Source organism: Ruegeria sp. CDSB022, from assembly GCF_059611145.1.
In genome coordinates, this window is record NZ_JBXWOZ010000005.1 from 102,051 (window position 1) to 128,426 (window position 26,376).

Sequence of the window (26,376 nt, forward strand, 5' to 3'; positions counted from 1 at the left end):
CAAAGCGGTGCCGAATCAGGGGATTGTGGCATTCAGGCCAATGCGGCCTCGGCCGCGGAACCAAGCCGCAAAAGCGCCTCTTCGGACCCCGGATAACCCATCATCATCAGCCCGCAGCCCGGTTTTCCGGTCGGCAAGGTCAGCGCTGCCAGCCCCATGAGGTTGCCGATCCGGGTGTTCCGCAAAGCCAGCAGGTTTTCGGTGACGTAATAGTCATGATCGCTCATCAGCCGTTCAAGATTGGGCGGCAGGATCGGTGCAGTTGGGGCCAAAACGGCGTCAAACCCGGCAGTGGCCACGTCCCATGCACCGCGACACGCCTTCAGCCTTGACCAGGCTGCAACATAATCGGGGCCCGAAGCATTTCGTCCAGCACGGAACCGTTCGAGTATTTCGGGATACATCACATCTGGGTTGGCCTCGATCACATCGCGCCACAGGCCATAGGCTTCGGTGGTGTAAAGAACCCCCGACAGCCCCATCGCGTCGGTCAGTTCAGGGACCTCAAGAGGCAGGATATCTGCACCGGCCTCACGCAACCGATCCAGGGCATCCTCGTAAGCGACACGCGGCTCTGCGCGCAAATCATCCTTGGCGACAGTCTGTAAATCCGCAAAACGACGCCCCTCTAGATTGGCTCCGCGCAAATCAGCGGGCGTACCGCCCTCCAGCATGGCCAGCATATGGGTCGCATCCTCGACCGAGCGGGCCAGCGGCCCAACGGTATCAAACCGCAGGCACAACGGGACTGTACCCTCCAGGCTGACCCGCCCGGCAGTGGTTTTCAGCCCGACCAGATTGTTCCAGGCTGACGGTATCCGCACTGACCCACCGGTATCCGAGCCGATCGCGCAAGCTGCCAACCCCCAAGCCACGGAAGCCGCAGCCCCCGAGGATGAACCGCCGGGAACCGCATCCTCATCATCGATGCAGGGCGGTGTTCCGGTGATCGGGTTCAGGCCCAGACCCGAGAAAGCCAGCTCGCTCATATGGGTTTTGCCAAGACATACAGCGCCCATGGCACTGGCATTTCGCAGCACGACTGCATCAGTTTTGGGAACCCGGTCTTTCAGCAGTGCCGTTCCTGCCTCGGTGGCAGTCCCGGCAGTATCGAACAGGTCTTTCCAACTGATCGGCACCCCATCCAACAATGATCGGCGCAATCCCAGCTTGGCCCGCTCCTGCGCCGCCTCAGCCTCGGCTCGGGCGCGCGTTTCGGTCACGCGGGCATAGATTCGGTCGCGATGCGGGTGGGCTGCTATCGCAGTCAGAAAGGTCTCTGTCAGTTCAACCGGGTCAATCTGGCCCATGCCAATGCCCCGACCCAGATCACAAGCCGTCATCGACAACCAATCCTGCATCACTGCCCCCTTCAATTTCTGCATTCCCAGCGACGGTAGCGACAGGACCGCACATGGACAATCCCGAATGGGCGCGCATAGTGCGCAGCATGGAACAGAGCTCGGATATCCTGATCGTCGGCGGCGGCCTGAATGGCCCCGCTTTGGCTTTGGCACTGGCACAAACAGGGCACAGAGTTACCGTCATTGACGCGCTGGCCGAAAAGGTTCGCAAAAATGCGGCTTTTGACGGCAGAGCCTATGCGTTGGCCCTGGCCTCGCAGCGCCTGCTAGAGGCGATTGGGGTTTGGTCACGGGTTGCCAAACACGCCCAGCCAATGCTCGAAATCAAGGTCACCGATGGCCATGCAGGCGCTGGCCCGTCGCCGTTTTTCATGCATTTCGACCATGCCGAGATCGAAGAAGGTCCGATGGGCTTTATGGTCGAAGACCGCCACCTGCGCCGTGCCTTTCTGGACGCGATGGCCGCGGAAAAGGCCATTACCCAGATCAGCGGCAAGACGGTAGTGTCACAGCAGACCTCGGGAACAGGCGTCAGCCTGACATTGGATGATGGCGCGGTCGTCAAGGGTGCGCTGCTGATCGGATGCGATGGGCGTCGCAGCGGCACAGCGGAACGTGCCGGGATCAAACGCACAGGATGGGATTACGGGCAGACCGCGCTGGTCTGCGCCATCGAACATGACTTGCCGCATCACGGCATCGCGCATCAGTTCTTCATGCCACCCGGCCCTTTGGCCATTCTGCCTCTGACCGGCAATCGCAGCTCTATCGTCTGGAGCGAGCGAACAGAAATGGCCAAGCGCATCAACGCCCTGCCCGAGGAGGACTATCTGCAGGTCCTGCGCCCCAGATTCGGCGATTTCCTGGGCGAAATCCGTCTGGTCGGAGATCGGTTTACCTATCCGCTGAACCTGACCATCGCCAACTCTTTCATCGGAGAACGGATGGCGCTGGTCGGAGACGCAGCCCATGGAATGCACCCGATTGCAGGCCAGGGCCTGAATGCGGGCCTGCGCGACGTGGGCGCCCTGGCCGAGGTGCTGACCCTGGCCGGACGGCGCGGGGAAGATATTAGTTCGCCACTGGTTTTGGAGCGTTTTCAGGAATGGCGACGGTTTGATACCGCGTCTTTGGCGATGGCGACGGATGTGTTCAACAAGCTGTTTTCCAACGACAATCCTCTACTACGGATCGGACGGGATATCGGGATGGGCGTCGTCGGGTCACTACCCGGCCTGCGTCGCGGTTTCGTGCGCGAGGCCGCTGGCCTGACTGGGGACCTGCCAAAACTACTGCAGGGTCGGGCGATCTAGTCCAGCTCGCGCGCCTCATCCACCAACATGACAGGAATGCCATTGCGGATCGGAAAAGCCAAACCCGCCGCTTTTGACACCAGTTCCTGCTTTTCAGCGTCATAATGCAGCGTTGTATGCGTCTTCGGACAAATTAGCGCCTCAAGCATGTGGCGGTCAAAAGCGTGTTCAACGGTGGTCATTGTAGTGTTTCCTCATTCGCTCCGCCGCGCATGGCGAATTCAATCAGTGTCACCAAAGTCTCGCGTCGGGTGCGCAAACAGGGAGCCTCTAGCAAGGCTTGTTTTTCTTCCGGATCAAAATCCAGCAACATCGACAGCGAATTCACAAGCAATTCATCATTCGCGTCTTTCAACATATCCCAATCAGCCGACAACTTTCGCGACGAAAAGAACTTTTCCAACAGCTTCATAAGCCCCACGCGATCAAACCCCTCGTCGTGCTCGACCTTGCCAAGATCACGGTCAAACCCGCCCCAGGCCACGTTACAACGGCGGTATGGGGTAAATGCATCCAACTCGGCCTGAATACGGAACCGGGAGATGCCGGTCAGAGTGATCAGATAGCGGCCGTCTTCAGTTTCGGAAAACTGCGTCACCCGCCCCGCGCAGCCAATTTGGTGCAGCTTGTTTTCGTTGCTTTGACAGGGATTCGGTTGAACCAACCCGATCAACCGTTCCTGGGTTTTCAAAGCGTCGTCCAACATCTGCAGATAGCGCGGCTCAAATATATGCAGCGGCAAGCGCGATCGAGGCAGCAACAGCGCCCCGGGCAAAGGGAAAACGGATACCGTTTCCGGCAGATCAGCGGGATGCATCATGTACCCGAGTGTAGCCCTGATCCAGAATTAGGCAAATATCATCGAGCTGAGCTTGCGCCGCCCGTTCAGAACAATCGGATCATTGGGTTTGAGCGCATCAAATATCGTGAACAGCTGAGACTTGGCCGCGCCTTCGTTCCATTCACGGTCACGGCGGAACATTTCCAGCAGCTGCGCCACCGCCTCTTCAACCTCGCCATTGGCATGCAGGGCCTGCGCCAGATCGAACCGTGCCTGATGATTGTCAGGATCGGCCTCAACCGCTGCGGTCAATTCGGCCACCGGGCCGGCATCTGCAGCTTGCTTGGCCAGTTCCAATTGTGCGTTTGCGGCTTCAAGCTCTGGCGATGTGGAAATCTCCGCCGGGGCCCCGTTCAGAATTGCCTCGGCCTGCTCCAAATCGCCAGTGGCGATATACGCGCGTACCAGCCCACCATAAGCGGTGGCGTGGTTCGGATCCTCACCCAAAATGGCAGCAAAGGTCTGAGCGGCATCCGCTGCGGCACCTTCGGTCAGCATTTCCTCGGCAGCCTCGACAGCATCGTCCAGTTGACCACCCGGGCTTTCGCCACCTGTCGCCTCGATCACGCGATCTACAAATGCTTTGATCTCGGATCCGGGCACTGCGCCCTGAAATCCGTCGATCGGTTGGCCTTTGTGAAAGGCATACACGGTCGGGATAGACTGAACGCGCATCTGTGAAGCGATCATCTGTGCTTCGTCCACATTGACTTTGACCATCTTGACCGCACCCTTGGCGGCGGTCACAGCCTCTTCCAACAGCGGGCCCAACGTTTTGCATGGGCCGCACCACGGCGCCCAGAAATCAACGATGACCGGCACGTCCTGCGAGGCTTCGACCACATCCGCCATAAAAGTGGCTTCGGTCCCGTCCTTGATCAGATCGGTGGCGGGGGTGTCTGCGCCGTTCAGAAGGTCCATGGCTGTCACTCTTTCGATTAAACTTGCGCTCTATATGCAGTCGCTTGACCCGGAAACCAAGGGCAGAGTTTTACGTCAGACGTCAAAGGTCGCAAAGACCGGGGCGTGATCACTGGGCTTTTCCCACCCGCGCGCGTTGCGCAGAACGCGGCTGGAATGGCCTGCATTCGAGATATCCGGGGTCGCCCAGACGTGATCCAGCCGCCGCCCCTTGTCGGCCACGTCCCAATCCCGCGCGCGATAGGACCACCAGCTATAAAGCTGCCCTTCGGGGATGTCCTGCCGGGTGACATCGACCCAACCGCCTGCGTCCTGCGTTTCGGCTAAAGCCTCGACCTCGACCGGTGTATGCGAAACGACCTTGAGCAACTGTTTGTGCGACCAGACATCATCCTCACGCGGAGCGATATTCAGATCACCAACCAGAATGGATTTTTCCGGCTTTTCCGCGTGGAACCAGTCACGCATATCGGTCAGGTAATCCAGCTTCTGGCCAAATTTCTCATTCACCTCACGATCCGGCACATCCCCGCCCGCAGGGACATAGAAATTGTGAATCGTCACGCCGTTTTCCAGCCGCCCCGCGATATGGCGCGCATGGCCGAGATCTGCGAAATCCATGTCGCCCGCCTCGACCATCGGCAGGCGAGACAGGATCGCAACGCCGTTGTAGCCCTTTTGCCCGCGCGCAACCATGTGAGTGTAACCCAGTTCGGCAAACCCTTCGGTGGGGATCTTGTCCACCGGAGACTTGCATTCCTGCAGGCACAGAACATCCGGCGCCTCTTCGCGCAACAATTTCAGCACGATAGGCTCGCGCAGACGGACCGAGTTGATGTTCCATGTGGCAAGAGTAAAAGGCATAGGGAATTCCTCTGTCGCGGTTGGCGCACCCTAACGCGGTGCTTTCACAGGTACCATCGTAAAAGAAATTATCAGGACGGATGCCCTGATGATTGGGGCGCATCATCGCAAATCTCGTACCAATGCGGTATCTCAGATACGGATTCGTGAAACTGGACTTTCAGATCAAACGGAGTGTCCAGCGCATTAGCCGCAATCGGAAAACTGTCCGCATCAGCCAGAATTTCACCAAGCGACGTCCCACAGGTATCGCAGAAACACCTGCCATATTTATAGGGCGGTTCAGGCTGGTAAGTGACAACTCGGTCCTTACCGTCCAGCCAAACAACATCATCTTTCTTGACGAAGACAACAGTGCTTGCACCTGCCTTCCGACAACGCGAACAATGGCATGTTCCCATAACCGAAGGTTCACTGGTAAGTTGGAATTTTACGGCGCCACACAGGCAACTTCCATGAATCACTTTCGCCTCCAATTTTGCATTCCAGAAATAGAACATTACATGAACATATACTTTGTCGCAATCCGCTAGGAGCCGCAAAACATTTTGCAGCACAAACAAAAAAGGCCGGGCCATCAGGCCCGGCAGTCCAACAGGGAGGTACATGTCATTACCCGGACATGTACGGGTTGGGAGTAACTTAAAGATGTCTACAGGGTATCACTTTGATCCAAGTCAATCCACATCAAGTTACGATACCAAGCGATATCCACCCGATTCTGTGACCAAAAGGCGCGCGTTGGATGGATCGGGCTCGATCTTCTGACGCAGGCGATAGATATGAGTTTCCAGCGTATGTGTGGTGACACCGGCATTATAGCCCCAGACCTCATGCAGCAGAATGTCACGGGCGACGACACCGTCGGCGGACCGGTACAGGAACTTGAGGATATTGGTTTCCTTCTCGGTCAGTCGAATCTTGCGGTCTTCGTCGGTGATCAGCATCTTCATCGCCGGCTTGAACGTATAAGGCCCGAGTACAAATACCGCGTCTTCTGATTGTTCATGCTGGCGCAGCTGCGCACGGATACGTGCCAGAAGGACCGGAAACTTGAACGGCTTGGGAACATAGTCATTGGCACCGGCATCCAAACCCAGGATGGTGTCCGCGTCACTGTCATGACCGGTCAGCATCAGGATCGGGCTTTTCACACCTTGCTTGCGCATCAGGCGGCACAGCTCGCGCCCATCCGTGTCGGGCAAGCCAACATCCAGAATGACCAGATCGTAAATCGCCTCGCGAGCCCGCTCCATGGCTGATGCCCCGTCCGACGCTTCGAATACATCAAAATCCTCGGTCATCACGAGCTGTTCGCTCAACGCTTCGCGCAGATCCTCATCATCATCCACTAGCAGGATTTTCTTTAGCTGTGCCATATCCGGTCCTCCTAAGCCCTTTTCCACCACTTGCGCGCGAAAGATGCAATCAACAAGGTTTGCTGCAACCGTTTCACGCCCTCGTGTCTCAGGATGAGGAATTGTTTCACATTTCCTTTTGATCAGGCTACATGAAGGGCTGATCGTTACAGGGTAACAATAGATGAGTCTTATCCCGGATATCTCGGAACTGCTTGCTCGGGCACGGGCTGACCTGCGCATGGGCTTGCCGGTCGCCCTGACGGATGACACCGGCTTTAGCGTACTGGCCATTGCGTCGGAAACGCTGAGCGCACAGCGGCTTGCCGACTTGCAAGGTCTGGGTGGCGATCCTGTTGTCGCAGTGACTGTCCGACGGGCCGAGACATTAAAGGCACGGGCCTATGACGGTGACCTGGCACGTGTGATCGTTCCGGCAGATGCCGATGTTGCCTGGGTACAGGCGGTGGCCGATCCCTCGGACGATCTGAACGCGCCTATGAAAGGCCCACTGATGACAGAGCGTCAGGGCAACGCCAATCTGCATCGCATTGCCATTGCTTTGACCAAGTCAGCCCACCTTCTGCCGGCGGCAATCGTTGTTCCTGTCCACGACGGCCGAACCTTCGCTACTGCACATGGCCTGACATGTATTGACCATACCCGCGCCGCGCCACATCTGTCGGATCGAAGCATTTTGAATGAGGTCGTCGCCGCCCGACTGCCGATGGAGGTATCCGAAGCCGGGCGCCTGCACGTTTTTCGCCCTGAAGATGGCGGCGAGGAACATTACGCAATCGAGATCGGCCGCCCCGACCGCAGCAAACCGGTATTGGCTCGGCTGCATTCGGCCTGCTTCACCGGTGATCTGATGGGCAGCCTGAAATGTGATTGCGGCCCACAACTGCGTGGGGCCCTGGCCCAGATGGGGTCTGAAGGGGCAGGAGTACTTCTGTATCTGAATCAGGAAGGCCGCGGGATTGGCTTGGCCAACAAGATGCGCGCCTATTTCCTGCAGGATCAAGGGTTCGATACAGTCGAGGCCAATCACCGTCTCGGGTTCGAGGATGACGAGCGCGATTTCCGTCTGGGCTCGGACATCCTGAAATTGCTCGGCTTCAGTTCCGTAAGGCTGTTGACCAACAACCCCGCCAAGATCGCGATGATGGAGAAGACCGGCATCGCCGTCACCGAGCGCGTCCCGCTGAAAGTCGGCGAAACTGCCCATAACCGCGACTATCTGGCCACCAAAGCAGCCAAGTCGGGACATTTGCTGTGACACCCGTAGATCTGGTTCTAACCCGCCGCGGCGTTCGTTTTCGCGGCGGGTATTTTCCCTGTTCGATCGGGAAAGGTGGGTTAAGCAACAGCAAGCGTGAGGGGGACGGCGCCACGCCGACCGGCTGCCTCAACATCGTTGGTATGCTGTACCGGCCCGACCGGCTCGCAAGACCGTCGCCTTGGGCCATCCCAATCGGTCCTCAGGACCTCTGGTCAGATGATGTGCAAGACACGCAGTACAATCATATGGTCAGCGCACCTTATCCTTTCAGCCACGAAAAACTCCGCCGCGCGGACCCGCTTTACGATCTGGTTCTGATCACTGACTGGAACTGGCCCAATGCGGTGGCCGGGCGCGGTTCAGCAATTTTCCTGCATCAATGGCGACGGCCCGGTTTTCCTACAGAAGGCTGCGTTGCCTTTCGGCGCGACCATCTGCGGTGGATCGCACGTCGAATCGAGCCAGGCACGCGGTTGATTATCCCTCAGGCTTAACTCGTTCACCGAAAATGGCCGAGCCGACGCGCACATGGGTAGCGCCAAGTGCAATGGCCTGCTCGAAATCGCTGCTCATCCCCATGGATAGCCCTTTCAGACCATTGCGTTCAGCTATCTTGGCAAGCAAGGCGAAATGCAGAGATGGCTCTTCCTCGACAGGCGGAATGCACATCAGGCCCTGAATCGGAAGGTCGAGCCCGCGGCAATCGGCAATAAATGCGTCTGCCTCAGTGGGCAGAATTCCTGCCTTTTGATCCTCTTCACCGGTATTGACCTGAATGAACAGGTCCGGGCAAGTGCCGACCTCTTGCGCGAGCCGGGCCAGAGTGCTGGCCAGTTTCGGACGATCAACGGAATGGATCGTGCTGAACAGATCCAACGCCTGACGGGCTTTGTTCGTTTGCAACGGCCCAATCAGATGTAAATCGACATCCGGGTACTGCAATTTGAATTCCGGCCATTTTCCGACGGCTTCTTGAACCCTGTTTTCACCGAAACAGCGATGCCCTAAAGCAAGCACTTCCGCTACACGCTCATTCGGCTGAACCTTTGACACGGCGATCAGCTTCACGGCCCCGACGTCCCGCCCCGAGGCAGTTTCGGCTTTGGTTATCCGGGCAGATATTTCTTGCAGCGACATTTGGGTCCTCGATCAGTTATGGGCGAAGAAAAACACTATGTCGGACAAAAAGAAAAGGGCAGGTCCGAAGACCTGCCCTTAAACCTTGCGGCTCAGATCAACTTAGAAGTTGAACTGTGCACCAAAGTCGGCACGTGTGGTCGAGTCGTCGCAGACGTCACAGTCGCTGACACCTACACCACCGCGCAGCGATACACCGCCACCCAGGTCGTAGATGGCGCCGATGCCGTACTGCTGCGTGTCCGCATCAGCGTTACCGTCACCGTAGGCGAAGGTCAGAGTGGTCGCGGCGCCAACATTGTAGGCACCCGATACACCCCAAGCAGTGCCGTCGGTCAGGTCGTTTTCGGTTTTATCGTCAGCAACAAACAGCGTACCCGAGAAGTCGCCGAATTCTGCACCCAGGGTGAAGACCAGCAGGCTTGGGTCGTCGCCAGCATCGCCCGCGTCAGTTTGACCATAGGCCAGCGCTGCAGTGATGTTGTTGAAGGTGTAAGTCGCGCTTACGTCCCAACGGTCAGCGCTCGTGGTGTTGCCACCGCCCTGGAAGATGGTCGCTTGATCGTACGACGCACCAAAGGCGAAGTCACCAACTGCGTACTGGAAGAACACAGCGTTCGAACCCGAACCGGTCGACGAGTAACCCAGGAAGCCATAGTCAACGGCAGAATACTGACCGATGAAGTTTTCCAGGCCAGGCTCGTTACCGTAGTAGTTTGCCAAGTTGTCGAAAGCACCAGCAACGTTGCCGGCGTCAACACGCAGACCACCGTAGATGACCGAGAAGCGCGCGCCGTTCAGGCCAGCCGAGTTGGCTTCGCCGGTGGACGAGTCTTCGTCAGCCTGCAGACGTACACGAGCCGAGAACTCAACGCCGCCATCGGTTTCGGCTGTGCCGTCGATGTTCAGGCGGAAGCGCGAGACCAGGATTGTGTCGTCAGTGTCGTTCGCGAACACGTTAACGTTCTGAACAGTTGCACTACTTGCAGTAGTGGTGGTGGTAGTGGTGGTGGTGGTGGCCGCTGTGCGGTCCTCCTGATAACCAATACCAAAACGGCCGTAGCCGCTGAACTTAACTTCGGCCGCTGCAACACTTGCGGTTGCAATCAGTGCGGTCGATGCGAAGAGAACTTTTTTCATCTTGTTTCCCTCGGTTTCAAAAGTTTTTTAACTCGACACGTGCTTAGGCACATGTCTCAGCACGGGAACCGTTTCGCCCTTTTTGCCCCTGTCACGCAAGCTTGGCATAAAAACTGACGCGCATTGACCTAGAATTGGTGCAAGGATGCCACAGTCTGATTTACCCACTGAATCAACCCCGAAGCCTGCTCTGGATGTGACAAGATTAAGCTTGTTGACGAACCAGACCTTGTCTAGGAGTAACGTGAATAACCTAAAACCAACGAAACGGAACCTGTCCAACATGCGCCTGCAGACAATTTTCGGTTTGATCATAGTGACAGCCGCGGTGTCGGCTTGCGGACAGAATCGCAACGCAGAACCCAGTGCAACGCCACTCAATGTGGATGGCGGTCGCTCGGACGAGCGTGAGCTGAACGATCCGAATCGCTCAACGATCTGGGATGTATTCAACACCGCAGACGCCGAGCAGGTTACCAATGTGAACCGCTATCTGTGGGCTGCCTCGCTGGATGTCCTTAACTTTCTGCCCGTGCAGGAAGTCGATCCCTTTACCGGTGTAATCGTAACAGGTTACGGCACGCCTCCGGGTGGTGGACGGCAATACAGGGCCACGGTTCACATCAGCGATCCCGCCCTGGCGGCACGATCCTTGTCGGTTGCGCTGCAGACCAGCGGGGGTGCACCGGTCAGCGCGGCAACCACACGCGCAATCGAAGATGCAATCCTGTCCCGCGCCCGTCAGCTGCGCATTGCGGACAACAAGCTCTAGCAACCCGCTTCAAATCACAATATTACCACGCCGGGTTCATGCCCGGCGTTTTCATTACGAAGGACCGCACGATGTCGCGCTATTCGGCCACCGAAATCGAAGCAAAATGGCAAGAGGCCTGGGACAAGGCCGGAATCTTCACCGCCAACCACAAGGCGGACAAGCCGAAATATTATGTGCTTGAAATGTTCCCCTACCCGTCTGGCCGGATCCATATGGGACATGTGCGCAACTATACGATGGGCGACGTAATCGCGCGCCACAAGCTTGCGACCGGCCATAACGTGCTGCACCCGATGGGATGGGACGCGTTCGGGATGCCTGCAGAAAACGCTGCGATGGCTATTGGCGGTCACCCGAAAGACTGGACCTATGGCAACATCGCAGACATGCGCAGCCAGATGAAGCCTCTGGGCCTGTCCATCGACTGGTCCCGCGAATTCGCCACCTGTGACCCAGAATATTACGGCCAGCAACAGGCACTGTTTCTGGATATGCTGCAGGCCGGTCTGGTTTACCGCAAGAACGCGGTGGTGAACTGGGACCCGGTCGATATGACCGTACTGGCCAATGAACAAGTCGAAGGCGGGCGCGGCTGGCGTTCGGGCGCATTGGTTGAACGGCGCGAGCTGACGCAATGGTTCTTCAAGATCAGCGATTACTCTGAGGAATTGCTGGATGCGCTGAACACGCTGGAGAACTGGCCGGCAAAAGTGCGCCTGATGCAGGAAAACTGGATCGGCAAGTCGCGTGGATTGCAGTTTGGCTTTGAACGCGTCGATAGTGGTGAGCCAATCACCGTCTATACAACGCGCCCCGATACGCTGATGGGGGCGTCTTTCGTCGGCATCTCGCCGGACCATCCGATTGCCAAGCAACTTGAGGCCGAAAACCCCGAAGTGGCTGAGTTCGTTGCCGAATGCCGCAAGGGCGGCACCACGGAAGAGGCCATAGAGACCGCCGAAAAGCTGGGCTATGACACTGGTATCAAGGTCAAACACCCGCTGGATCCGAATTGGGAGCTGCCGGTCTGGATCGCCAATTTCATCCTGATGGATTACGGCACCGGCGCCATCTTTGCCTGCCCGGCCCACGACCAGCGCGACCTGGATTTCTGCCGTAAGTACGGTTTGCCCGTCGTCGACACGTTCTTTGCGCTTGATAATGACACACCGGTCGACAAAACCGCATACGTTCCGCCGAAAACCGAAAAAGTCCGCTGGGTAAACCATTTTGCCGGGCTGACCGACGCCACGGGTGATGACGCAATCAACACCACCGTCGATTTCGCCGAAAAAGCGGGTTGGGGCGAAGGCGTTACCAAATACCGTCTGCGCGATTGGGGTCTGTCGCGTCAGCGCTATTGGGGGTGCCCGATTCCCGTGGTGCATTGCGAATCCTGCGGCGTGGTGCCCGAAAAGAACGAAAACTTGCCGATCCGCCTGCCCGACGATGTCACTTTTGACAAACCGGGCAATCCTCTGGACCGCCACCCGACCTGGCGCGACTGCGCCTGCCCGTCTTGCGGTGCGCCATCCAAGCGAGAAACCGACACGATGGACACGTTCGTCGATTCGTCGTGGTATTTCGCCCGCTTTACGGCTCCGCACGCGGAAACGCCGACCGATCTGGCCGAGGCTGAATACTGGATGAATGTCGATCAATATATCGGCGGCATCGAACACGCTATCCTGCACTTGCTCTATTCCCGCTTCTTTGCGCGGGCGATGCAGATCACTGGCCATTTGCCGAAAAAGGCCATCGAGCCCTTTGATGCCTTGTTTACCCAAGGCATGGTCACGCACGAGATTTATCAAACCCGCGACGCCAATGGCCGTCCGGTCTATCACCTGCCCGAGGATGTGACCGACGGCAAACTCGCCGATGGCACGGAGGTCGAAATCATCCCCTCGGCCAAGATGTCGAAATCCAAGAAAAACGTGGTCGACCCGGTCAGCATTATCTCGGCCTTCGGCGCGGATACCGCGCGCTGGTTCGTGTTGTCCGATTCACCGCCCGAGCGGGATGTGGAGTGGACAGCATCAGGCGCAGAGGCTGCATTCAAGCACCTGAACCGTGTCTGGAACCTCTGCGACAAGATCGGCGCGATGGACCCCGAGGCAAAAGGCGACGGGGATCAAGACCTGCTGCGCGAGATGCACAAAGCCATCCATGATGTGACGCTTGGTGTTGAAAGCTTCGGCTTTAATGCCGCCATTGCAAAGCTCTATGCGTTTACCAATACGTTGGCAAAATCCAAAGCGGGTGCAGCGGCCCAAAAGCAGGCGATAAAGACGCTGGCACAGTTGATGTCGCCGATGACACCACATCTGGCCGAAGATATCTGGGCGCATCAGGGCGGCGAAGGTTTGATCGCAACAGCCCCCTGGCCTGTCGCGGACGAAGCTATGCTGGTCGATGACACTGTAACCCTGCCGATCCAGATCAACGGCAAACGCCGCGCGGAAATCAGCGTTCCAAAAGATATGGACAAGGCAGAGGTTGAAAAAATCGCGCTCAGCACCGAAGCTGTGCAAAAGGCACTGGACGGTGCCGCGCCGAAGAAAGTGATCGTTGTTCCAGGTCGGATCGTGAATGTCGTTGTTTAATCGCAGAAGCCTTTTGTTGATGCCGCTGGCTGCTTGCTTGCTGGCGGCCGCATGCGGGTTCCAACCCGTTTACGCGCCGGGCGGAACAGGTGAAGCATTGCATGGTAAAGTTGCTGTAACTGAGCCAAATTCCGTGGAAAGCTATTTGCTTGTCCAGAATTTGGAACAGCGGCTGGGCCGGGATGCGAGCGCACAAAAGCTGTATGATCTGGATGTTAAGGTTGCTACGGCCACGCAATCTGCAGCGATCAGGACTACCAACGAGACGAACCGGTATACAATCGAAGGGCGCGCGGAATTTTCCCTCAGGTCCGCTGAAACCGGGCGGATTCTGGTATCAGGAAATGTCCATGATTTCGTGGGCTATTCCGCTGCAGGCTCAACCGTCTCGACGCTTGCGGACGAACGTGACGCGACCGAGCGGCTGATGATCATCCTGTCCGATCAAATCGTGAACCGCCTTTATGCAGCACCGGGCCTGACCCAATGAAGCTCAGCCCGCGCGAGGCTGAGGGGTATTTCGCCAAACCGGACGCGGGCAAGGCAGGGTTGTTGATTTACGGATCCGATGCGATGCGTGTGGCCTTGAAACGGCAACAGGTCTTGTCAGCCCTGCTGGGAGAAGGCGCCGAAGAGGAAATGCGCCTGACCCGAATGCCAGGTGGTGATCTGCGCGGGGAACCGGCACTGTTGCTGGACGCGGTCAAGGCTGTCGGGTTCTTCCCCGGCCCACGTGCAGTTTTCGTCGAAGATGCAACTGATGTCGCCGCCCCAGCCATCATTACCGCATTCGAGGATTGGGCAACGGGCGACGCTCAGATCATCGTGACTGCCGGGCAGCTCAAACCCAGCTCAAAGATCCGTAAGGCATTCGAGTCGCATCCCGCAGCCTATGCCGTTGGGATCTATGACGATCCGCCCTCTAGGGCCGAGGTTGAACGGGTTCTGGCACAGGCCGGAGTCAATAACATTCCACCGGATGCAATGTCGGCCATCACCGAACTTGCCACGGCCATCAGCCCCGGGGACTTTACGCAAACCATTGAAAAATTGTCTCTTTACAAGCGCGGAGACGATACTGAATTGGCTCTCGAAGATATCGAGGCCTGTGCACCCAGCTCGACCGAGGCCGCTCTGGACGATGTCCTGAACGTGGTCGCCGAAGGCAGAGCCGGAGAGATTAGCCCGCTGATACGACGGCTGCAATCGCAAGGTACAAATGCGGTCAGCCTGTGTATCGGAGCAACCCGGCACTTTCGAACGCTTTACGCCTGTGCCGCCGATCCCGGTGGTGCGGCACAGGGCGTCGGCAAGCTGCGCCCACCCGTCTATGGAAAGCGGCGTGATCGTATTCTGCGGCAAGCACAGGGATGGGGGGCACCCAAACTGCAGACCGCTTTGACCGTTCTGACTGATACGGATCTGTCATTGCGGTCAGCTGGGCAAACGGCCCCAGCCATGGCTTTGGTCGAACGTGCCATGATCCGTCTGGCGATGCTGGCAAAGTCGCGTTAAGCGGTCCGCGCCAGCCAGTTTGCAGCTGATCGCCCGGCCCATCGCCCTGTCGCCAGACAGGCAGTTAGCAGATAGCCACCGGTCGGAGCTTCCCAATCCAGCATCTCGCCGGCGCAGAACATTCCGGGCCTGGATTTCAGCATCAACCCCTCGTCCAAAGCGCCTTGCCGAACACCTCCGACGGTTGAGATTGCCTCATCCATTGGCCGCAACCCCGCGTGGCTGAGGGGCAGGGATTTCAACGTTTCGACACTCAGACCGCTTCCCCTGTTCATCTCGTGATACAGAGCGATCTTTTGCGGAGACAGATGCAGAGATTTCTTCATCCATTGCGACTGCGTCGTCTTGGATTTCTTGGCTGCAATTTTCTGCTGCAAGGTAGTTACATCCAGATCGGGAACCAGATCAACACTCAACGGCGCTCCTTCTCGCAAAGCGGGCGTCAGGGAATAGAGCCCTCCGCCTTCAAGGCCTTTGGATGAAATCGTCGCCTCGCCGCGACTGATCACATCCCCGGCAGTCCACCCAACGGATTTGATCGCAGCGCCGAAATGCGGCTGCATATGTGCGCTCCAATCTACTGACAGGGCCGAGTTCGCCGGGGCAAATGGCGACAGGTCGACACCCGCCCCTTGCAACAGTGGGGCCCACGCTCCATCCGATCCCAATCGCGCCCAGCTTGCGCCGCCCATGGCCAGAATCGTCGTGTCAGCCTCAATCTGCCGGTGACCTTCCGGAGTATCGAATTCCAGAGCATCGCCGTTCCATCCGGTCCACCGCCATCGGGTTTTGATTTGCACACCAGCCGCATCAAGACGCCCCAGCCAAGCCCGCAACAGAGGTGAGGCCTTCATAGCCTTTGGAAACACCCGCCCCGTTGAGCCTGTAAATACCTCTTGTCCCAGATTACGCGCCCAGTCCTGAACGGCGGCAGCATCAAATTCCGCCACCAAAGGGCGTAGCCACTCAGCGGCGGGTCCATAAGACAACAAAAATGTTTCGAGCGGTTCATTCTTGGTTAGGTTCAGGCCAGACTTCCCTGCCATCAAGAGTTTTCGGGCAACCGAGGGTTTGGCCTCGGCCACCAGCACATCATGACCTGCGGCGGCAAGTTCACCCGCCGCCATCAAGCCCGCTGGCCCGCCTCCGATCACGACGGCTTGTGCCATTGCTGTCCTCTTGCCTTTCGCGCCCTGCGGCGCGACGTTACGCTGATATGACCGACCGCGACCCGATCTGCCCCCTCTGCGACCGGCCGATCCCCGATGGGAACGGCAGCCTGCACCATCTGATCCCAAAACTGAAAGGGGGCAAGGGCGGCCCCACGGTTTTTCTGCATGTGATCTGCCACAAAGAGATCCACGCCACACTGACCGAAGCGGAGCTGGCACGGGATTTCAATACGATCGAAGCTTTGCGCGCCCACCCTCGCCTAGAAAGATTTCTGAGCTGGATTCGCAAACGGCCCCCTGATTTTCGATCCAGAGTGCCGGGAAAACGGCGTCGTCGGTAATCAGCCCGGCAGGACAGGGTCGCCAAAAGCATCATGGCCGGGCTGGGTCAGGCCCTGCATCTCAAGCCCTCGGAAATCGGGGGTCCGAGCAAACGTAGCACCTGCGCTGTGCTGAAACTCGAGCGTGGTATAGGGGCGTTTCCAAAGCCATTCGCGGTTCTCAACAGACCACAGGTCGGCATTAGGGGGAACCTCGTCGGTGAAAGCATAAAAGTGCAGATCGAACCCATATTGTGCCACATCCTGCACAGATAGCAGCTGCATCCCCTGTGCACGACAAAAGGCATCCTCGGCCGCGATATTCCCGGTGCGCAAGGTGATCTGTCCAATACGCGCATCCGCGAAAGGGGTCTTGGGATCGGCGATACCGTCCGGGCGATTGCCACGGAAATCGTGTTGCAGCAGTTCGATCACGAAACCCTCGGGATCAGTCAGGTGGCACATATAGCCGATATCCAGAAACTGGTCCGGCTCTGAAACCTCGATGCCTTTTTCGCGCAAAAAAGCGGCAGCCAGATCAACATCCGGCAGGGTGATGCCGATCTTCCAATATCTCTGGCCCCGATCATGTGTGTACCCGCCGCCGCCCGGCATCAAAAGCAGATCGGCATCCTGCCCGGCATATCCCAATCGCAGGCTTGCGCCCTGCCGGCGTGCAGTCATACCCATTGCATCCCTGTAAAACTCGGCAAGACGATCCGTGTCAGCCACGCGCAGACGCAGGGCAGACAACCTCATGAACATAACCGCGCAATACCGGTCGCAATTTCAGGATTGGCGGCGACACTGTCAGCCACCAGATCAAGGGAGGTCTGCATCAGGTCTTCAGGTGCAACCACGCGATCGACCAGCCCAAAGGCATAAGCCTCGTCCGCAGTGATCTTTTGCCCGGCCATCAAGATCATCTTTGTCCGAGCCGGACCGATCAGGGCCGCCATGCGTGCGGGATCAGAGGGTTGTGGCAGAAAACCCAGCTTCATCACCGGATAAAAGAACTTGGCTTCCGGTACGGCGATGCGGATATCGCAGGCCAGAACCATGCCATTGGCCCCACCAGCCAGCGTTCCGTTCAGTGCGGCAACCGTCAGGCAGGGTAACGCGGCGATAGCAGCCGACAACCGCTCCCACAGATCCGAGGTCGCCAGGCCGGCGCGCGCCTCTTCCAGATCGGCGCCGGCGCTGAACACTTTTCCAGCCCCGGTCAGGATCAGCGCACTTGCGTCGGTCGCGGCCTCGGCAATCTCGCACAGCTCGGTCAGCATCGCACCGGTCAGCGCATTTGCCTTGTCAGGGTTGTTGAGCGTGATTGTCCACAGCCCGTCCGCTTTGTTCAATTCAATCACGTCAATCCAACCCTTTGCCGAATATCCTCACGCCGCAGCGAAATTTCGGTGCCTAGAAACTCATCCGCGTCTGACGAACACATCCACAACAGCGCCCGCGCCGGCCAATCGGCGGGGATATGATCGGTCCAATCCAACTGGCTGACGGCGTTGATCCCGCTGGCCTTGATGACCCGCTGCATATCGGTTGCAACCGTGCCGGGCGACAGGCCCATGGCGCGGATCCCATGGGAGGATTCCTCAAGATGCAGACATTCCGTCAGCATCTTGGCCCCTGCCTTCGAGGCGCAATAATGGCTCCAGGCCTCGACTGGGTTCGACGCCGCACCGGAAGAGACCGTCAGGACAGTGCCGCCACCCGCGGCACGCATGACCGGCAGCGCGGCGCGCATTCCGTGAAATACGCCCTTGAGGTTGATGTCGATCGCTTTACCCCAGGACGCGACATCGGCGCTGGATAAATGGAAAATCGGGTCAATGACACCAGCATTGCCTATCAGAACATCCAGCCCGCCAAACTTGTTTACACACTCTGCCACGGCCAGCTCGACCTGGGCGAAGTCACTGACGTCGCAGGCCAGTGCAATAGCGTTTTCACCAAGCGACGACGCCAGTACCTGAATTTGATCCCGATTACGCGCCACTAGCACGACATTAGCCCCTGCTGCGGCAAATACGCGCCCTGCCTCGGCCCCAATGCCGCGACTGGCCCCAGTGATCAGTACGGTTTTCCCCTGCATAAGGTTCCAGTACCTCCATTGTCCTGAGAATTAATGAACCTCTATCCTGCGAACGGGGAATGGGTCCAGCCCTTCCCCCTTGACGCCCGCCGCCACCGGCATCACCATGCGCGCAAATTTGATCAAGAAGGGTTCTATGATGTCCGTTTTTCTCCGCCGCACCTGCGGCGCAGTTCTGGCCTACACAGTCATTTCGCAGGGGGCGCTTGCCGACGTTACTCCACAGGAAGTCTGGGATGACTGGCAGTCCTATCTGGCGCAGATGGGCTATACTGTATCAGGTGACCAGACAGATACCGGCAATGGTATCACCATCGAAAACCTGACGATGTCGATGGACCTCCCGGAAGAAGAGGGATCGTTCAGCATGGCCATGCCTGAAATGACCCTCACCGACAATGGCGACGGGAGCGTCAATATTGGTGTCCCGGAAAGTTTCCCCATGACCGTCACCGGCAATGTCGATGGTCAGGACGAGTCATTTACAGTCGATATCGAATACGTCCACAGCGGGCTTGTTATGACCGTCTCTGGCGATCCGGATGATGTGACTTACGATTACTCTGCAGACAGCCTTGGAATCAAACTGGGTAACATCGAAGTCGACGGTGAAACGTTGCCGCCCGAAGTGGTTGGTGGCTATCTTGAAATGGCGGATGTGAGCGGCAGCTCGCAAATGAAGATTGGCGAAAACCGCGATATCGACCAAAGCTTTACCGCATCAGAGATGACCTACAGCTTGGCATTTCAGGATCCCGAAAGCGAAGACGCCGGGAAATTCGACGGCACGCTTGGCGATCTGGCCTTCGACGGCACCAGCATCATCCCTTCGGATTTCGATATCTCTGACCCGCAGGCATTCTATGACGCTGGTTTTGCCTTCTCGGGTCTCTTTTCTTACGGATCGGGCCAGTCTTCGATGGCGGGCAGCAGCGAAGGCGAAGACTTTTCGATGGCCAGCGAATCCGAAGGCGGACGGCTTTCCGGCAGCATCGACGCGAACCGAATTGCTTATGACGTCGAACAAAACAGCGCCAAAATTGCTGTAACCACTGCGGAACTGCCCTTTCCAATCGAAATTGCCATGGAAAGTGGCGGTTTCAAGTTCGAATTCCCGGTACAGGAATCCGAAGAGATTCAACCCTTTGGGCTGGCGATAAACTTGACGGACTTCACTATGTCGGACGTGCTGTGGAGCATTTTTGACCCTGCAGCCGCCCTGCCACGCGATCCGGCCACGATTGCGCTGGATCTTTCCGGTACGGCCAAAGTGCTGACCAACTTCTTTGACCCCGAGGCCGTAGAGGCGCTTGAGTTTGCGGACGAAGCGCCGGGTGAATTGCACTCTCTGACGATCAACGAGTTGCTGGTCTCTATGGTCGGTGCGGAACTGTCCGGCGATGGCGACTTCACCTTCGACAATTCCAACACTGAGGAACTGGGCGGTCTGCCGACCCCCGCTGGCGTTGCGAACCTGCAACTGGTTGGTGCGAATGCCCTGATCGACACTCTGATCGGTATGGGTCTGATTGCCGAGCAAGACGCAATGGGCGCGCGAATGATGATGGGTCTCATGGCAGTGCCAGGGGAAGAGCCCGACACGCTGAATTCGACAATCGAGTTCAAGGAAGATGGTCAAATTCTGGCCAATGGACAGCGCATCAAATAAAAGAAACAGGGAAGGCGGCCCGGCTGCCTTCCCTTTTACGACGAGCGCCGGCGAACACGCCGGAACAGCACCGACCCACCGCTGCTGACACGTTGATCGTAGGCAAACCCAAGTGCCGAAAGATGATCGAAACAAACCTTGATCCCATGCAATCCGATCTTACGGGTGTGGACCTCAAGATAGACTTTCTGGACATTCACAAGATCGACCCCGTCGAACAGAAACTTCTCGCCCCCTTCGATATCGACGATCAGCACGTTGGCTTCAAAGTCCCGCAGAATTTCTGACAGAGGACGTTCCGGCACGCTGACCTCACTGACATAGTCCGGATCAGGGTCCAGAGATGAGGACCAGAACGGTTCACGTATGTAAAATCGGGCGGTTCCGGGAACCCGTGTATCGCCGAGAGCAACCGCGTTCACCACCTCGACATTCGCAATGTCATTTGCCTTGTGGACACGGCCGATGAATTCACACAGCGTCGGGTTCGCCTCGATGCACTTTGCGTGGCGTACACCAAGTTGTGTCACCAGATAGGACGAGATGAAGCCGATCCCAGCGCCCAGCTCTACCACGCGATCCTTCGGGTCGATAAATTTCGGCAGACCGGTCACTTCGTCTTTTTCGTAACGCTCGGCCAGGATTGAACGCTTGACCTTAGGCGTAATGATCTGCGGATCATCGGGGATCGTAACCCCGCGCAGCGATAGATTGTTCTGCATGTTCTGGCCTGCCCGTTCTTCCTGCCCAGTCGTCTCATTCTCATCCACTTGGATCAACTACTAACCTACGGCTACGGACAAAACAGCGGAATTATTGCAGCCACATGCGAAATTCGCCTTTCTGGCCTTTCTGCAAACCCCCGAAAATGACCGCAGGTCTTGCGGGACGGACGGGCGGACGATAGGTCCAAAGAAACAAGACCGGAGGCCAGATGATGCGCACACCCGAAGAGATCAGCCAACACCTGCTGGATGCGGCTCGTAAGGCCGGGGCCGAGGCCGCGGATGCCATTGTGCTGGACGAGTCTTCGGTCTCGGTCGAGGTACGCTCCGGTGCGCTTGAGGCCGCCGAACGGTCCGAGGGTACCGATCTGGGGCTGCGGGTGTTTCTGGGCCAAAGACAGGCCATCGTCTCTAGTTCCGACAGCCGGTCCGAAACTCTGACAGCCATGGCCGAACGCGCCGTCGCTATGGCCCGCGAAGCCCCCGAAGACCCGTTTACCGGCCTGGCGAATGAGGCTCAGTTGATCCGGGATTGGGACATTCAGGCACTGGAACTGTGCGATCCCGCGCCGGAGCCCACAGCTGAAGATCTTCTGAATGATGCGCTGGCGGCGGAATCTGCGGCGCTGGCGGTTGAAGGCGTCTCACAGGTTTCGGACGCGGCGGCCGCCTATGGTACCCATCGGGTGCATCTGGCAGCCACAAACGGCTTTTCCGGCGGGTACGAGCGCAGCAGCCGGTCAACCTCCTGCGTAGCGATCTCGGGCCAGGGTACCGGGATGGAGCGCGATTATGACGGCGACAGCCGCACATTCCAAAACGATTTGCGCAGCCCGGACCAGATTGGTCGGACCGCAGGCGAACGTGCTGTGGCGCAGGTTGGCGCGCGCAAGCCTGCAACAGGCGTCTATCCGGTTCTGTTCGATGAACGGATTTCATCTTCGTTGATCGGGCATCTTCTGGGCGCCAGCAACGGTATCTCCATCGCGCGCGGCTCGTCCTGGTTGTCGGATTGTCTTGGACAACAGGTTCTGCCGGAACATCTTTCGCTGATCGAAGACCCACATCGCCCGCGCATGTCAGGGTCGCGCCCCTTTGATGCCGAAGGCCTGCCCACACAACACCGGGCGATCATCGAAAACGGTGTATTGACGGGCTGGACATTGGACCTGGCCAGCGCACGAAAACTCAAGATGTCCTCGACAGGAAATGCTACGCGGGGCGTGTCTGGGCCTCCGTCGCCAAGCAACTGGAACCTCAGCCTGACACAGGGCGAGCGCAGCCGTTCAGAGCTGCTGCGCGATATGGGCACCGGACTGTTGGTAACGTCAATGATCGGATCGACCATCAACCCCAATACCGGGGATTATTCCCGTGGTGCCTCGGGGTTTTGGATCGAGAATGGCGAGATTACCCACCCGGTCAACGAATGCACCATCGCCGGGAACCTGCGCGATATGCTGCTGCGGATCATTCCGGCCAATGACGCCCGCCCCTATTTGTCGCGTGTGGTCCCATCGTTGCTGATCGAGGGAATGACACTTGCCGGCAACTGACCTACCCCTGCTGATTGACGCCGCGCGCGAGTCTGGAAAGATCGCAACACGGTATTCCGGGGCAAAAGCACAACGCTGGGATAAGCCCGATGGTGCAGGCCCGGTAACCGAGGCTGATCTGGCCGTGAACGCGATGCTCGAACAGCGCTTGCCCTCTGCGCGACCGGGTTACGGCTGGCTCAGCGAAGAGACCGAGGACACCCAGCATCGCCTGTCCCGGGACCGGGTTTTTATCATTGACCCGATCGACGGCACCCGCAGCTTCACCGAAGGTTCCTCGACCTGGGCGCATTCCCTGGCTGTGGCGGAACATGGTCAGGTGACGGCGGCGGTTATTTACCTGCCCTTGCGTGACCTGTTGTATGCGGCGGCCAAGGGCCAAGGGGCCACACTAAACGGCGCGCCGATTGTCGTATCGGACACCCAAGACATCACGACGGCCGAGATCCTGGCCGCGAAACCCAATCTGGACAGCCGGCACTGGTGTCAGGGCCGGGTTCCTCAATTCCGTCGAAACTATCGCCCGTCGCTTGCCTATCGGTTGGCATTGGTCGGGCAGGGTCGCTTTGACGGAATGTTGACACTGCGCCCCAGCTGGGAATGGGACATCGCGGCAGGGGATTTGATCGTCCAAGAGGCAGGTGGCATATGTACGGACCGGCTTGGCGCCCCACTGCGCTTTAACAACCCACATCCGCGCCTGAATGGTGTCATCGCGGCAAACCCGCCATTGCACCGGCAACTGGCGGATCAGATTGACCCAGACAGTGCGGGCATTGCGCCATGAGCAAACCGCGATCCCTTAGTCTGGCGGCCTATCGCGTGCTTTCGTGGGGCGTACCCGGCAACGGGGACCAACCCTATGTGCCCCGACCATCAGGAGATCTGATCTGGATTCACATCGCCAATCCGGGTCGCCTTCACGCGATGATGGATTTCTGCCACAGACTGCTGCAGTCGCGCCCGGGCCTGTCGGTTGTCCTGTCGGCCCCACCCGAAGCGGACCTGAGTCAGTGGGACTGCGCGAAATACATACTTGTGAACCTACCTTCGGAACAAACCGGCGCCGCGCGGGTGTTTCTGGACCATTGGCGCCCGAATATTGGCATTTGGGTTGGCGGCGGGCTGATGCCCAATGTGATTACCCGTGCCCACGAGCGCGAAGTGCCGTTGATCCTGATCGAAGCTGAAATCGACCTGAACACCGCGCGTGGGACCCGGTGGCTGCCCGATATCAGCCGGTACACTCTCGATTGCTTTCAACGAATTCTGGCTACCAGCAACGAAACGGCCCGGCAGATCCGCAAACTGGGAATCGCCTTCACCAAGGTCAGCGAGGCGCCTCCTCTGCTGATAAGTCCGAACCCTTCTCCGTGGCCCGAAGACGAACTGATCGAAACCAATCACGCCTTTTCAAGCAGACCCATCTGGCTTGCGGCCTGGGTGAAGGATAAAGAGTTCATCTCGGTCCTCAGCGCCCACCGTCAGGCCATGCGGATGCTGCCCCGGTTGACCCTAATCCTGCATGTCGCCGACATACAGGAAGCCGCCCCACTGCACAGGCGGCTCGAAGCCATGGACTTGCGCTGCATCAACTGGGACGATGGCGGCATGATTGAAGATACCACACAGATCGTCTTGTCCTCGGACCCAGAGGATTTGGGCTTGTGGTACCGTGTTTCGGCAGTGTCCTTTATCGGCAACTCGCTCGAACGGGGCGACGGGGGACAGGATCCGTTTGGTGCGACCGCCCTGGGATCGGCTGTCATACATGGCCCGCATGTTGACCAGCATCAGACAGCCTACGATCAGCTGGACCAGGCAGGCGCCGCTTTGACGGTCAGAACCGCAACCGAACTTGGGGATGCCGTGGTAGAATTACTTGCGCCTGACCGCGCGGCGGATATGGCTTTGGCAGGCTGGCAGATCGTGACCGACGGCGCGCCGCAATCAGATCAGCTGATCGAACTGGTACAGGACTATCTGGACGAACGGAGCACCGACGATGCGGGCACCTGACTTTTGGAATACTGCTCCGGATCAGTTGGACCTCAGAGCCCGGCTGCTGTCCCCGTTAGGACGGGTTTATGCGGCGGCGACAGCCCGTAGGCTGGCCTCGGAAACAGGTTTCAACCCAGGCGTCCCCGTTATCTGCATTGGAAACCTGAATGCAGGCGGGACCGGCAAAACGCCAACCGTGATCTGGATGATCGAACAGCTGCGGGACGCGTGGCATCAGACCCATGTTGTCACCCGAGGCCACGGCGGCGCACTGACAGGACCTGTGCGCGTCGATCCTGGCAAACATACGGCGGCAGAAGTCGGGGATGAACCGCTGCTGCTGGCCGCATTTGCGGATGTCTGGGTGGCCAAGGACCGCGCCGCGGGCGCAAAAGCCGCTGCCCAGGCCGGGGCAACGGTAATCCTGTTGGATGACGGGTTTCAGAACCCCTCGGTCGCCAAGGATTTCTCGGTCATCGTTGTGGATGCCGAGCGGGGGTTCGGCAACGGATTGTGCCTGCCTGCGGGTCCACTGCGGGAACCGGTCGATGTGGGGCAGCAACGGGCCGATCTGGTGCTGTCGCTGGGCGGCACAGACGCGCAGACACAGTTCGCCGCCCGCTGGGGGGGAAATCTGACGGTTCCACATGCGACCGGTGCGGTCGAACCGCTGCAGACAGGAATGGATTGGACGGACACGCCGGTTCTCGCCTTTGCCGGTATCGGCCATCCGGAGAAGTTCTTTGCCACCCTGCGCCAACAGGGCGCCACCCTGCTGCGGGCCGAGGCGCTGGACGATCACCAGCCCCTGACACCGGCCCTGATGACACGGCTAGAGAATGAAGCGCACCTGCTCGGCGCTCAGATGGTCACGACGGAAAAAGATGCGGTCCGCCTGCCAGCCGCCTTTCGCAGCAAAGTCATCACCCTGCCCGTCCGGCTGAATATGGACGAGGGCGACCGGGTCAAACAGTTGCTACTGCAGGTCGCGCCTTCGCCCTGAAGGCGACCGGCCCTGACAGGCCGGTCGTGTTTGGATTTAGCTGCCCAGTTCGGCGTCGATCAGCTTTTTGAATTCTTCGTAAGACTGATTGTCGACCTTCTTGCCGTTCACAATAAAGGATGGGGTTGCTCTGATGTCGTCGCGCTCGGCGTTTTCCTGATACCAGGCCACCAGCGTCTGCGCACGCGTTCCGTCCTGCAGGCAGGCATCAAGCTGGTCGTTGCTGATTCCGGCCAAACGTCCGATCTTGCGCAGCTCGTCCACGATTTCCGCAGGTCCTCCGGCGCGAGTCCATTTGGACTGATCCTTGTAGATCAAGTCGGAGATGCCGAAGAACTTCTCGGGGCCGCCACAGCGCGCAACCATCGAGGCCCAAAGACCATATTTGTCAAAATACACCTCACGGTAGGTGAATTTGACCTTGCCGGTGTCGATATAGTTCTTCTTCAGCTCTTTATACGTCCCCTGATGGAAGGTCGCGCAATGGGGGCAGGTGTAGGACGCATATTCGACGATCTCGACCGGCGCATCCGCCGAGCCCTGAACCATTTCGATGATGGTCGAGGTATCCAGATCGGTCTGTTGTGCCTCGGCGCTGCCAACCAGCGGGTTGGACGGAGTAGAATTCGACTGCGTCAGCCAATAGCCGCCTGCGGCTATGGCGATGGCGGCGCAGATTCCGGTTGCAATACGGCTCATGAATCAGCCCT

The 26,376-nt window shown here is 58.3% G+C and carries 28 protein-coding genes; 13 read left to right on the forward strand and 15 right to left on the reverse strand.

Annotation, left to right across the window (positions count from 1 at the left end; all coding sequences use genetic code 11):
* Window positions 1-32: 32 nt before the first annotated feature.
* Window positions 33-1,361, reverse strand: coding sequence for an amidase (locus tag AC2FIZ_RS11095; protein WP_281973117.1), 1,329 nt, complete (start codon window positions 1,359-1,361; stop codon window positions 33-35).
* A gap of 89 nt (window positions 1,362-1,450) precedes the next feature.
* On the opposite strand from AC2FIZ_RS11095, the gene AC2FIZ_RS11100 reads away from it, so the two are divergent.
* A complete protein-coding gene (locus tag AC2FIZ_RS11100) occupies window positions 1,451-2,677 on the forward strand; it encodes an FAD-dependent monooxygenase (protein WP_281995467.1) in 1,227 nt (408 codons plus the stop codon).
* On the opposite strand, the gene AC2FIZ_RS11105 is transcribed toward AC2FIZ_RS11100, so the two are convergent.
* The 6 genes from AC2FIZ_RS11105 to AC2FIZ_RS11130 form a co-directional block, all read right to left on the reverse strand.
* Window positions 2,674-2,859, reverse strand: coding sequence for a Trm112 family protein (locus AC2FIZ_RS11105; RefSeq protein ID WP_142637084.1), 186 nt, complete (start codon window positions 2,857-2,859; stop codon window positions 2,674-2,676). The two genes, AC2FIZ_RS11100 and AC2FIZ_RS11105, sit on opposite strands and share 4 nt — an antisense overlap.
* Window positions 2,856-3,497 (reverse strand): LON peptidase substrate-binding domain-containing protein, encoded by a 642-nt coding sequence (locus AC2FIZ_RS11110; RefSeq protein ID WP_281995417.1) that lies wholly within the window; start codon window positions 3,495-3,497, stop codon window positions 2,856-2,858. The genes AC2FIZ_RS11105 and AC2FIZ_RS11110 overlap by 4 nt, the downstream gene beginning before the upstream one ends.
* 27 nt (window positions 3,498-3,524) lie before the next feature.
* Entirely contained in the window at window positions 3,525-4,439 is a 915-nt protein-coding gene (trxA, locus tag AC2FIZ_RS11115) for a thioredoxin (protein ID WP_496791025.1), read from the reverse strand.
* 75 nt (window positions 4,440-4,514) lie between these two features.
* On the reverse strand, window positions 4,515-5,303 hold the full coding sequence (locus AC2FIZ_RS11120) for an exodeoxyribonuclease III (protein WP_142637090.1): 789 nt from the start codon (window positions 5,301-5,303) through the stop codon (window positions 4,515-4,517).
* Window positions 5,304-5,374: 71 nt separating this feature from the next.
* The gene (locus AC2FIZ_RS11125) at window positions 5,375-5,767 is read right to left on the reverse strand and encodes a GFA family protein (protein WP_496692520.1); all 393 of its coding nucleotides are present in this window, start codon (window positions 5,765-5,767) and stop codon (window positions 5,375-5,377) included.
* 228 nt (window positions 5,768-5,995) lie between these two features.
* Window positions 5,996-6,682 (reverse strand): response regulator transcription factor, encoded by a 687-nt coding sequence (locus AC2FIZ_RS11130; protein WP_142637092.1) that lies wholly within the window; start codon window positions 6,680-6,682, stop codon window positions 5,996-5,998.
* Window positions 6,683-6,845: 163 nt separating this feature from the next.
* On the opposite strand from AC2FIZ_RS11130, the gene ribA reads away from it, so the two are divergent.
* Complete coding sequence (ribA, locus tag AC2FIZ_RS11135; RefSeq protein ID WP_496689928.1) at window positions 6,846-7,940, forward strand: GTP cyclohydrolase II; 1,095 nt, start codon at window positions 6,846-6,848, stop codon at window positions 7,938-7,940.
* Window positions 7,937-8,437: a L,D-transpeptidase family protein gene (locus AC2FIZ_RS11140; RefSeq protein ID WP_496786813.1), complete on the forward strand. Its 501-nt coding sequence runs from the start codon at window positions 7,937-7,939 to the stop codon at window positions 8,435-8,437. The genes ribA and AC2FIZ_RS11140 overlap by 4 nt, the downstream gene beginning before the upstream one ends.
* On the opposite strand, the gene AC2FIZ_RS11145 is transcribed toward AC2FIZ_RS11140, so the two are convergent.
* Complete coding sequence (locus tag AC2FIZ_RS11145) at window positions 8,421-9,080, reverse strand: YggS family pyridoxal phosphate-dependent enzyme (protein ID WP_281995421.1); 660 nt, start codon at window positions 9,078-9,080, stop codon at window positions 8,421-8,423. The genes AC2FIZ_RS11140 and AC2FIZ_RS11145 overlap by 17 nt on opposite strands.
* A gap of 102 nt (window positions 9,081-9,182) precedes the next feature.
* Entirely contained in the window at window positions 9,183-10,220 is a 1,038-nt protein-coding gene (locus tag AC2FIZ_RS11150) for a porin (protein ID WP_281973064.1), read from the reverse strand.
* Between the two features lie 283 nt (window positions 10,221-10,503).
* Between AC2FIZ_RS11150 and AC2FIZ_RS11155 the strand changes: the two genes are divergently transcribed.
* From AC2FIZ_RS11155 to holA, 4 genes are all read left to right on the forward strand, one after another.
* Entirely contained in the window at window positions 10,504-10,992 is a 489-nt protein-coding gene (locus AC2FIZ_RS11155; RefSeq protein ID WP_142637277.1) for a DUF3576 domain-containing protein, read from the forward strand.
* A 71-nt stretch (window positions 10,993-11,063) separates the two neighbouring features.
* Window positions 11,064-13,601 carry a leucine--tRNA ligase gene (gene leuS, locus AC2FIZ_RS11160; RefSeq protein ID WP_282027819.1) on the forward strand — a complete coding sequence of 846 codons (2,538 nt, stop codon included), beginning with the start codon at window positions 11,064-11,066 and terminating at the stop codon, window positions 13,599-13,601.
* Window positions 13,588-14,091, forward strand: coding sequence for an LPS assembly lipoprotein LptE (lptE, locus tag AC2FIZ_RS11165; protein WP_281995423.1), 504 nt, complete (start codon window positions 13,588-13,590; stop codon window positions 14,089-14,091). Before leuS ends, lptE begins: the two co-directional genes overlap by 14 nt.
* The gene (gene holA, locus AC2FIZ_RS11170; protein ID WP_271949662.1) at window positions 14,088-15,116 is read left to right on the forward strand and encodes a DNA polymerase III subunit delta; all 1,029 of its coding nucleotides are present in this window, start codon (window positions 14,088-14,090) and stop codon (window positions 15,114-15,116) included. Before lptE ends, holA begins: the two co-directional genes overlap by 4 nt.
* Here the strand turns inward: holA and AC2FIZ_RS11175 are convergent.
* On the reverse strand, window positions 15,113-16,285 hold the full coding sequence (locus AC2FIZ_RS11175; protein WP_496791028.1) for a TIGR03862 family flavoprotein: 1,173 nt from the start codon (window positions 16,283-16,285) through the stop codon (window positions 15,113-15,115). The genes holA and AC2FIZ_RS11175 overlap by 4 nt on opposite strands.
* A 47-nt stretch (window positions 16,286-16,332) precedes the next feature.
* On the opposite strand from AC2FIZ_RS11175, the gene AC2FIZ_RS11180 reads away from it, so the two are divergent.
* Window positions 16,333-16,629, forward strand: coding sequence for an HNH endonuclease (locus tag AC2FIZ_RS11180; RefSeq protein WP_271949658.1), 297 nt, complete (start codon window positions 16,333-16,335; stop codon window positions 16,627-16,629).
* Here AC2FIZ_RS11180 and AC2FIZ_RS11185 read toward each other — a convergent pair whose 3' ends face one another.
* Genes AC2FIZ_RS11185 through AC2FIZ_RS11195 form a run of 3 tightly spaced genes read right to left on the reverse strand, consistent with a single transcriptional unit; the run spans window position 16,630 to window position 18,712 of the window.
* A complete protein-coding gene (locus AC2FIZ_RS11185) occupies window positions 16,630-17,367 on the reverse strand; it encodes a VOC family protein (RefSeq protein ID WP_496791031.1) in 738 nt (245 codons plus the stop codon).
* Window positions 17,364-17,972 (reverse strand): enoyl-CoA hydratase/isomerase family protein, encoded by a 609-nt coding sequence (locus tag AC2FIZ_RS11190; RefSeq protein ID WP_281995427.1) that lies wholly within the window; start codon window positions 17,970-17,972, stop codon window positions 17,364-17,366. Before AC2FIZ_RS11190 ends, AC2FIZ_RS11185 begins: the two co-directional genes overlap by 4 nt.
* Window positions 17,969-18,712 carry an SDR family oxidoreductase gene (locus tag AC2FIZ_RS11195; RefSeq protein WP_271949652.1) on the reverse strand — a complete coding sequence of 248 codons (744 nt, stop codon included), beginning with the start codon at window positions 18,710-18,712 and terminating at the stop codon, window positions 17,969-17,971. Before AC2FIZ_RS11195 ends, AC2FIZ_RS11190 begins: the two co-directional genes overlap by 4 nt.
* Window positions 18,713-18,851: 139 nt before the next feature.
* On the opposite strand from AC2FIZ_RS11195, the gene AC2FIZ_RS11200 reads away from it, so the two are divergent.
* On the forward strand, window positions 18,852-20,381 hold the full coding sequence (locus tag AC2FIZ_RS11200) for a DUF2125 domain-containing protein (protein WP_496791033.1): 1,530 nt from the start codon (window positions 18,852-18,854) through the stop codon (window positions 20,379-20,381).
* A gap of 35 nt (window positions 20,382-20,416) precedes the next feature.
* On the opposite strand, the gene AC2FIZ_RS11205 is transcribed toward AC2FIZ_RS11200, so the two are convergent.
* Entirely contained in the window at window positions 20,417-21,151 is a 735-nt protein-coding gene (locus tag AC2FIZ_RS11205) for an FkbM family methyltransferase (RefSeq protein ID WP_496791045.1), read from the reverse strand.
* 164 nt (window positions 21,152-21,315) lie between these two features.
* On the opposite strand from AC2FIZ_RS11205, the gene AC2FIZ_RS11210 reads away from it, so the two are divergent.
* The 4 genes from AC2FIZ_RS11210 to lpxK are packed head-to-tail and all read left to right on the forward strand — an operon-like array spanning window position 21,316 to window position 25,666.
* Window positions 21,316-22,662, forward strand: a complete 1,347-nt coding sequence (locus AC2FIZ_RS11210) for a TldD/PmbA family protein (protein ID WP_496791034.1) — start codon at window positions 21,316-21,318, stop codon at window positions 22,660-22,662.
* Window positions 22,649-23,449 (forward strand): inositol monophosphatase family protein, encoded by an 801-nt coding sequence (locus tag AC2FIZ_RS11215; RefSeq protein ID WP_281973057.1) that lies wholly within the window; start codon window positions 22,649-22,651, stop codon window positions 23,447-23,449. The genes AC2FIZ_RS11210 and AC2FIZ_RS11215 overlap by 14 nt, the downstream gene beginning before the upstream one ends.
* The gene (locus AC2FIZ_RS11220) at window positions 23,446-24,681 is read left to right on the forward strand and encodes a 3-deoxy-D-manno-octulosonic acid transferase (protein WP_281995432.1); all 1,236 of its coding nucleotides are present in this window, start codon (window positions 23,446-23,448) and stop codon (window positions 24,679-24,681) included. The genes AC2FIZ_RS11215 and AC2FIZ_RS11220 overlap by 4 nt, the downstream gene beginning before the upstream one ends.
* Window positions 24,668-25,666: a tetraacyldisaccharide 4'-kinase gene (gene lpxK, locus AC2FIZ_RS11225; protein WP_281973055.1), complete on the forward strand. Its 999-nt coding sequence runs from the start codon at window positions 24,668-24,670 to the stop codon at window positions 25,664-25,666. The genes AC2FIZ_RS11220 and lpxK overlap by 14 nt, the downstream gene beginning before the upstream one ends.
* A 36-nt stretch (window positions 25,667-25,702) precedes the next feature.
* Here lpxK and AC2FIZ_RS11230 read toward each other — a convergent pair whose 3' ends face one another.
* The gene (locus AC2FIZ_RS11230) at window positions 25,703-26,365 is read right to left on the reverse strand and encodes a DsbA family protein (protein WP_271949636.1); all 663 of its coding nucleotides are present in this window, start codon (window positions 26,363-26,365) and stop codon (window positions 25,703-25,705) included.
* Between the last annotated feature and the right edge of the window lie 11 nt (window positions 26,366-26,376).

Excerpts from the sequence above, each read along its gene's own strand:
- AC2FIZ_RS11095 (WP_281973117.1), bottom strand. The coding sequence starts at position 1,361 with ATGCAGGATTGGTTGTCGATGACGGCTTGTGATCTGGGTCGGGGCATT.
- AC2FIZ_RS11100 (WP_281995467.1), top strand. The coding sequence starts at position 1,451 with ATGGAACAGAGCTCGGATATCCTGATCGTCGGCGGCGGCCTGAATGGC.
- AC2FIZ_RS11105 (WP_142637084.1), bottom strand. The coding sequence starts at position 2,859 with ATGACCACCGTTGAACACGCTTTTGACCGCCACATGCTTGAGGCGCTA.
- AC2FIZ_RS11110 (WP_281995417.1), bottom strand. The coding sequence starts at position 3,497 with ATGATGCATCCCGCTGATCTGCCGGAAACGGTATCCGTTTTCCCTTTG.
- trxA (WP_496791025.1), bottom strand. The coding sequence starts at position 4,439 with ATGGACCTTCTGAACGGCGCAGACACCCCCGCCACCGATCTGATCAAG.
- AC2FIZ_RS11120 (WP_142637090.1), bottom strand. The coding sequence starts at position 5,303 with ATGCCTTTTACTCTTGCCACATGGAACATCAACTCGGTCCGTCTGCGC.
- AC2FIZ_RS11130 (WP_142637092.1), bottom strand. The coding sequence starts at position 6,682 with ATGGCACAGCTAAAGAAAATCCTGCTAGTGGATGATGATGAGGATCTG.
- ribA (WP_496689928.1), top strand. The coding sequence starts at position 6,846 with ATGAGTCTTATCCCGGATATCTCGGAACTGCTTGCTCGGGCACGGGCT.
- AC2FIZ_RS11145 (WP_281995421.1), bottom strand. The coding sequence starts at position 9,080 with ATGTCGCTGCAAGAAATATCTGCCCGGATAACCAAAGCCGAAACTGCC.
- AC2FIZ_RS11150 (WP_281973064.1), bottom strand. The coding sequence starts at position 10,220 with ATGAAAAAAGTTCTCTTCGCATCGACCGCACTGATTGCAACCGCAAGT.
- AC2FIZ_RS11155 (WP_142637277.1), top strand. The coding sequence starts at position 10,504 with ATGCGCCTGCAGACAATTTTCGGTTTGATCATAGTGACAGCCGCGGTG.
- leuS (WP_282027819.1), top strand. The coding sequence starts at position 11,064 with ATGTCGCGCTATTCGGCCACCGAAATCGAAGCAAAATGGCAAGAGGCC.
- lptE (WP_281995423.1), top strand. The coding sequence starts at position 13,588 with ATGTCGTTGTTTAATCGCAGAAGCCTTTTGTTGATGCCGCTGGCTGCT.
- holA (WP_271949662.1), top strand. The coding sequence starts at position 14,088 with ATGAAGCTCAGCCCGCGCGAGGCTGAGGGGTATTTCGCCAAACCGGAC.
- AC2FIZ_RS11175 (WP_496791028.1), bottom strand. The coding sequence starts at position 16,285 with ATGGCACAAGCCGTCGTGATCGGAGGCGGGCCAGCGGGCTTGATGGCG.
- AC2FIZ_RS11180 (WP_271949658.1), top strand. The coding sequence starts at position 16,333 with ATGACCGACCGCGACCCGATCTGCCCCCTCTGCGACCGGCCGATCCCC.
- AC2FIZ_RS11185 (WP_496791031.1), bottom strand. The coding sequence starts at position 17,367 with ATGAGGTTGTCTGCCCTGCGTCTGCGCGTGGCTGACACGGATCGTCTT.
- AC2FIZ_RS11195 (WP_271949652.1), bottom strand. The coding sequence starts at position 18,712 with ATGCAGGGGAAAACCGTACTGATCACTGGGGCCAGTCGCGGCATTGGG.
- AC2FIZ_RS11200 (WP_496791033.1), top strand. The coding sequence starts at position 18,852 with ATGTCCGTTTTTCTCCGCCGCACCTGCGGCGCAGTTCTGGCCTACACA.
- AC2FIZ_RS11210 (WP_496791034.1), top strand. The coding sequence starts at position 21,316 with ATGATGCGCACACCCGAAGAGATCAGCCAACACCTGCTGGATGCGGCT.
- AC2FIZ_RS11220 (WP_281995432.1), top strand. The coding sequence starts at position 23,446 with ATGAGCAAACCGCGATCCCTTAGTCTGGCGGCCTATCGCGTGCTTTCG.
- lpxK (WP_281973055.1), top strand. The coding sequence starts at position 24,668 with ATGCGGGCACCTGACTTTTGGAATACTGCTCCGGATCAGTTGGACCTC.
- AC2FIZ_RS11230 (WP_271949636.1), bottom strand. The coding sequence starts at position 26,365 with ATGAGCCGTATTGCAACCGGAATCTGCGCCGCCATCGCCATAGCCGCA.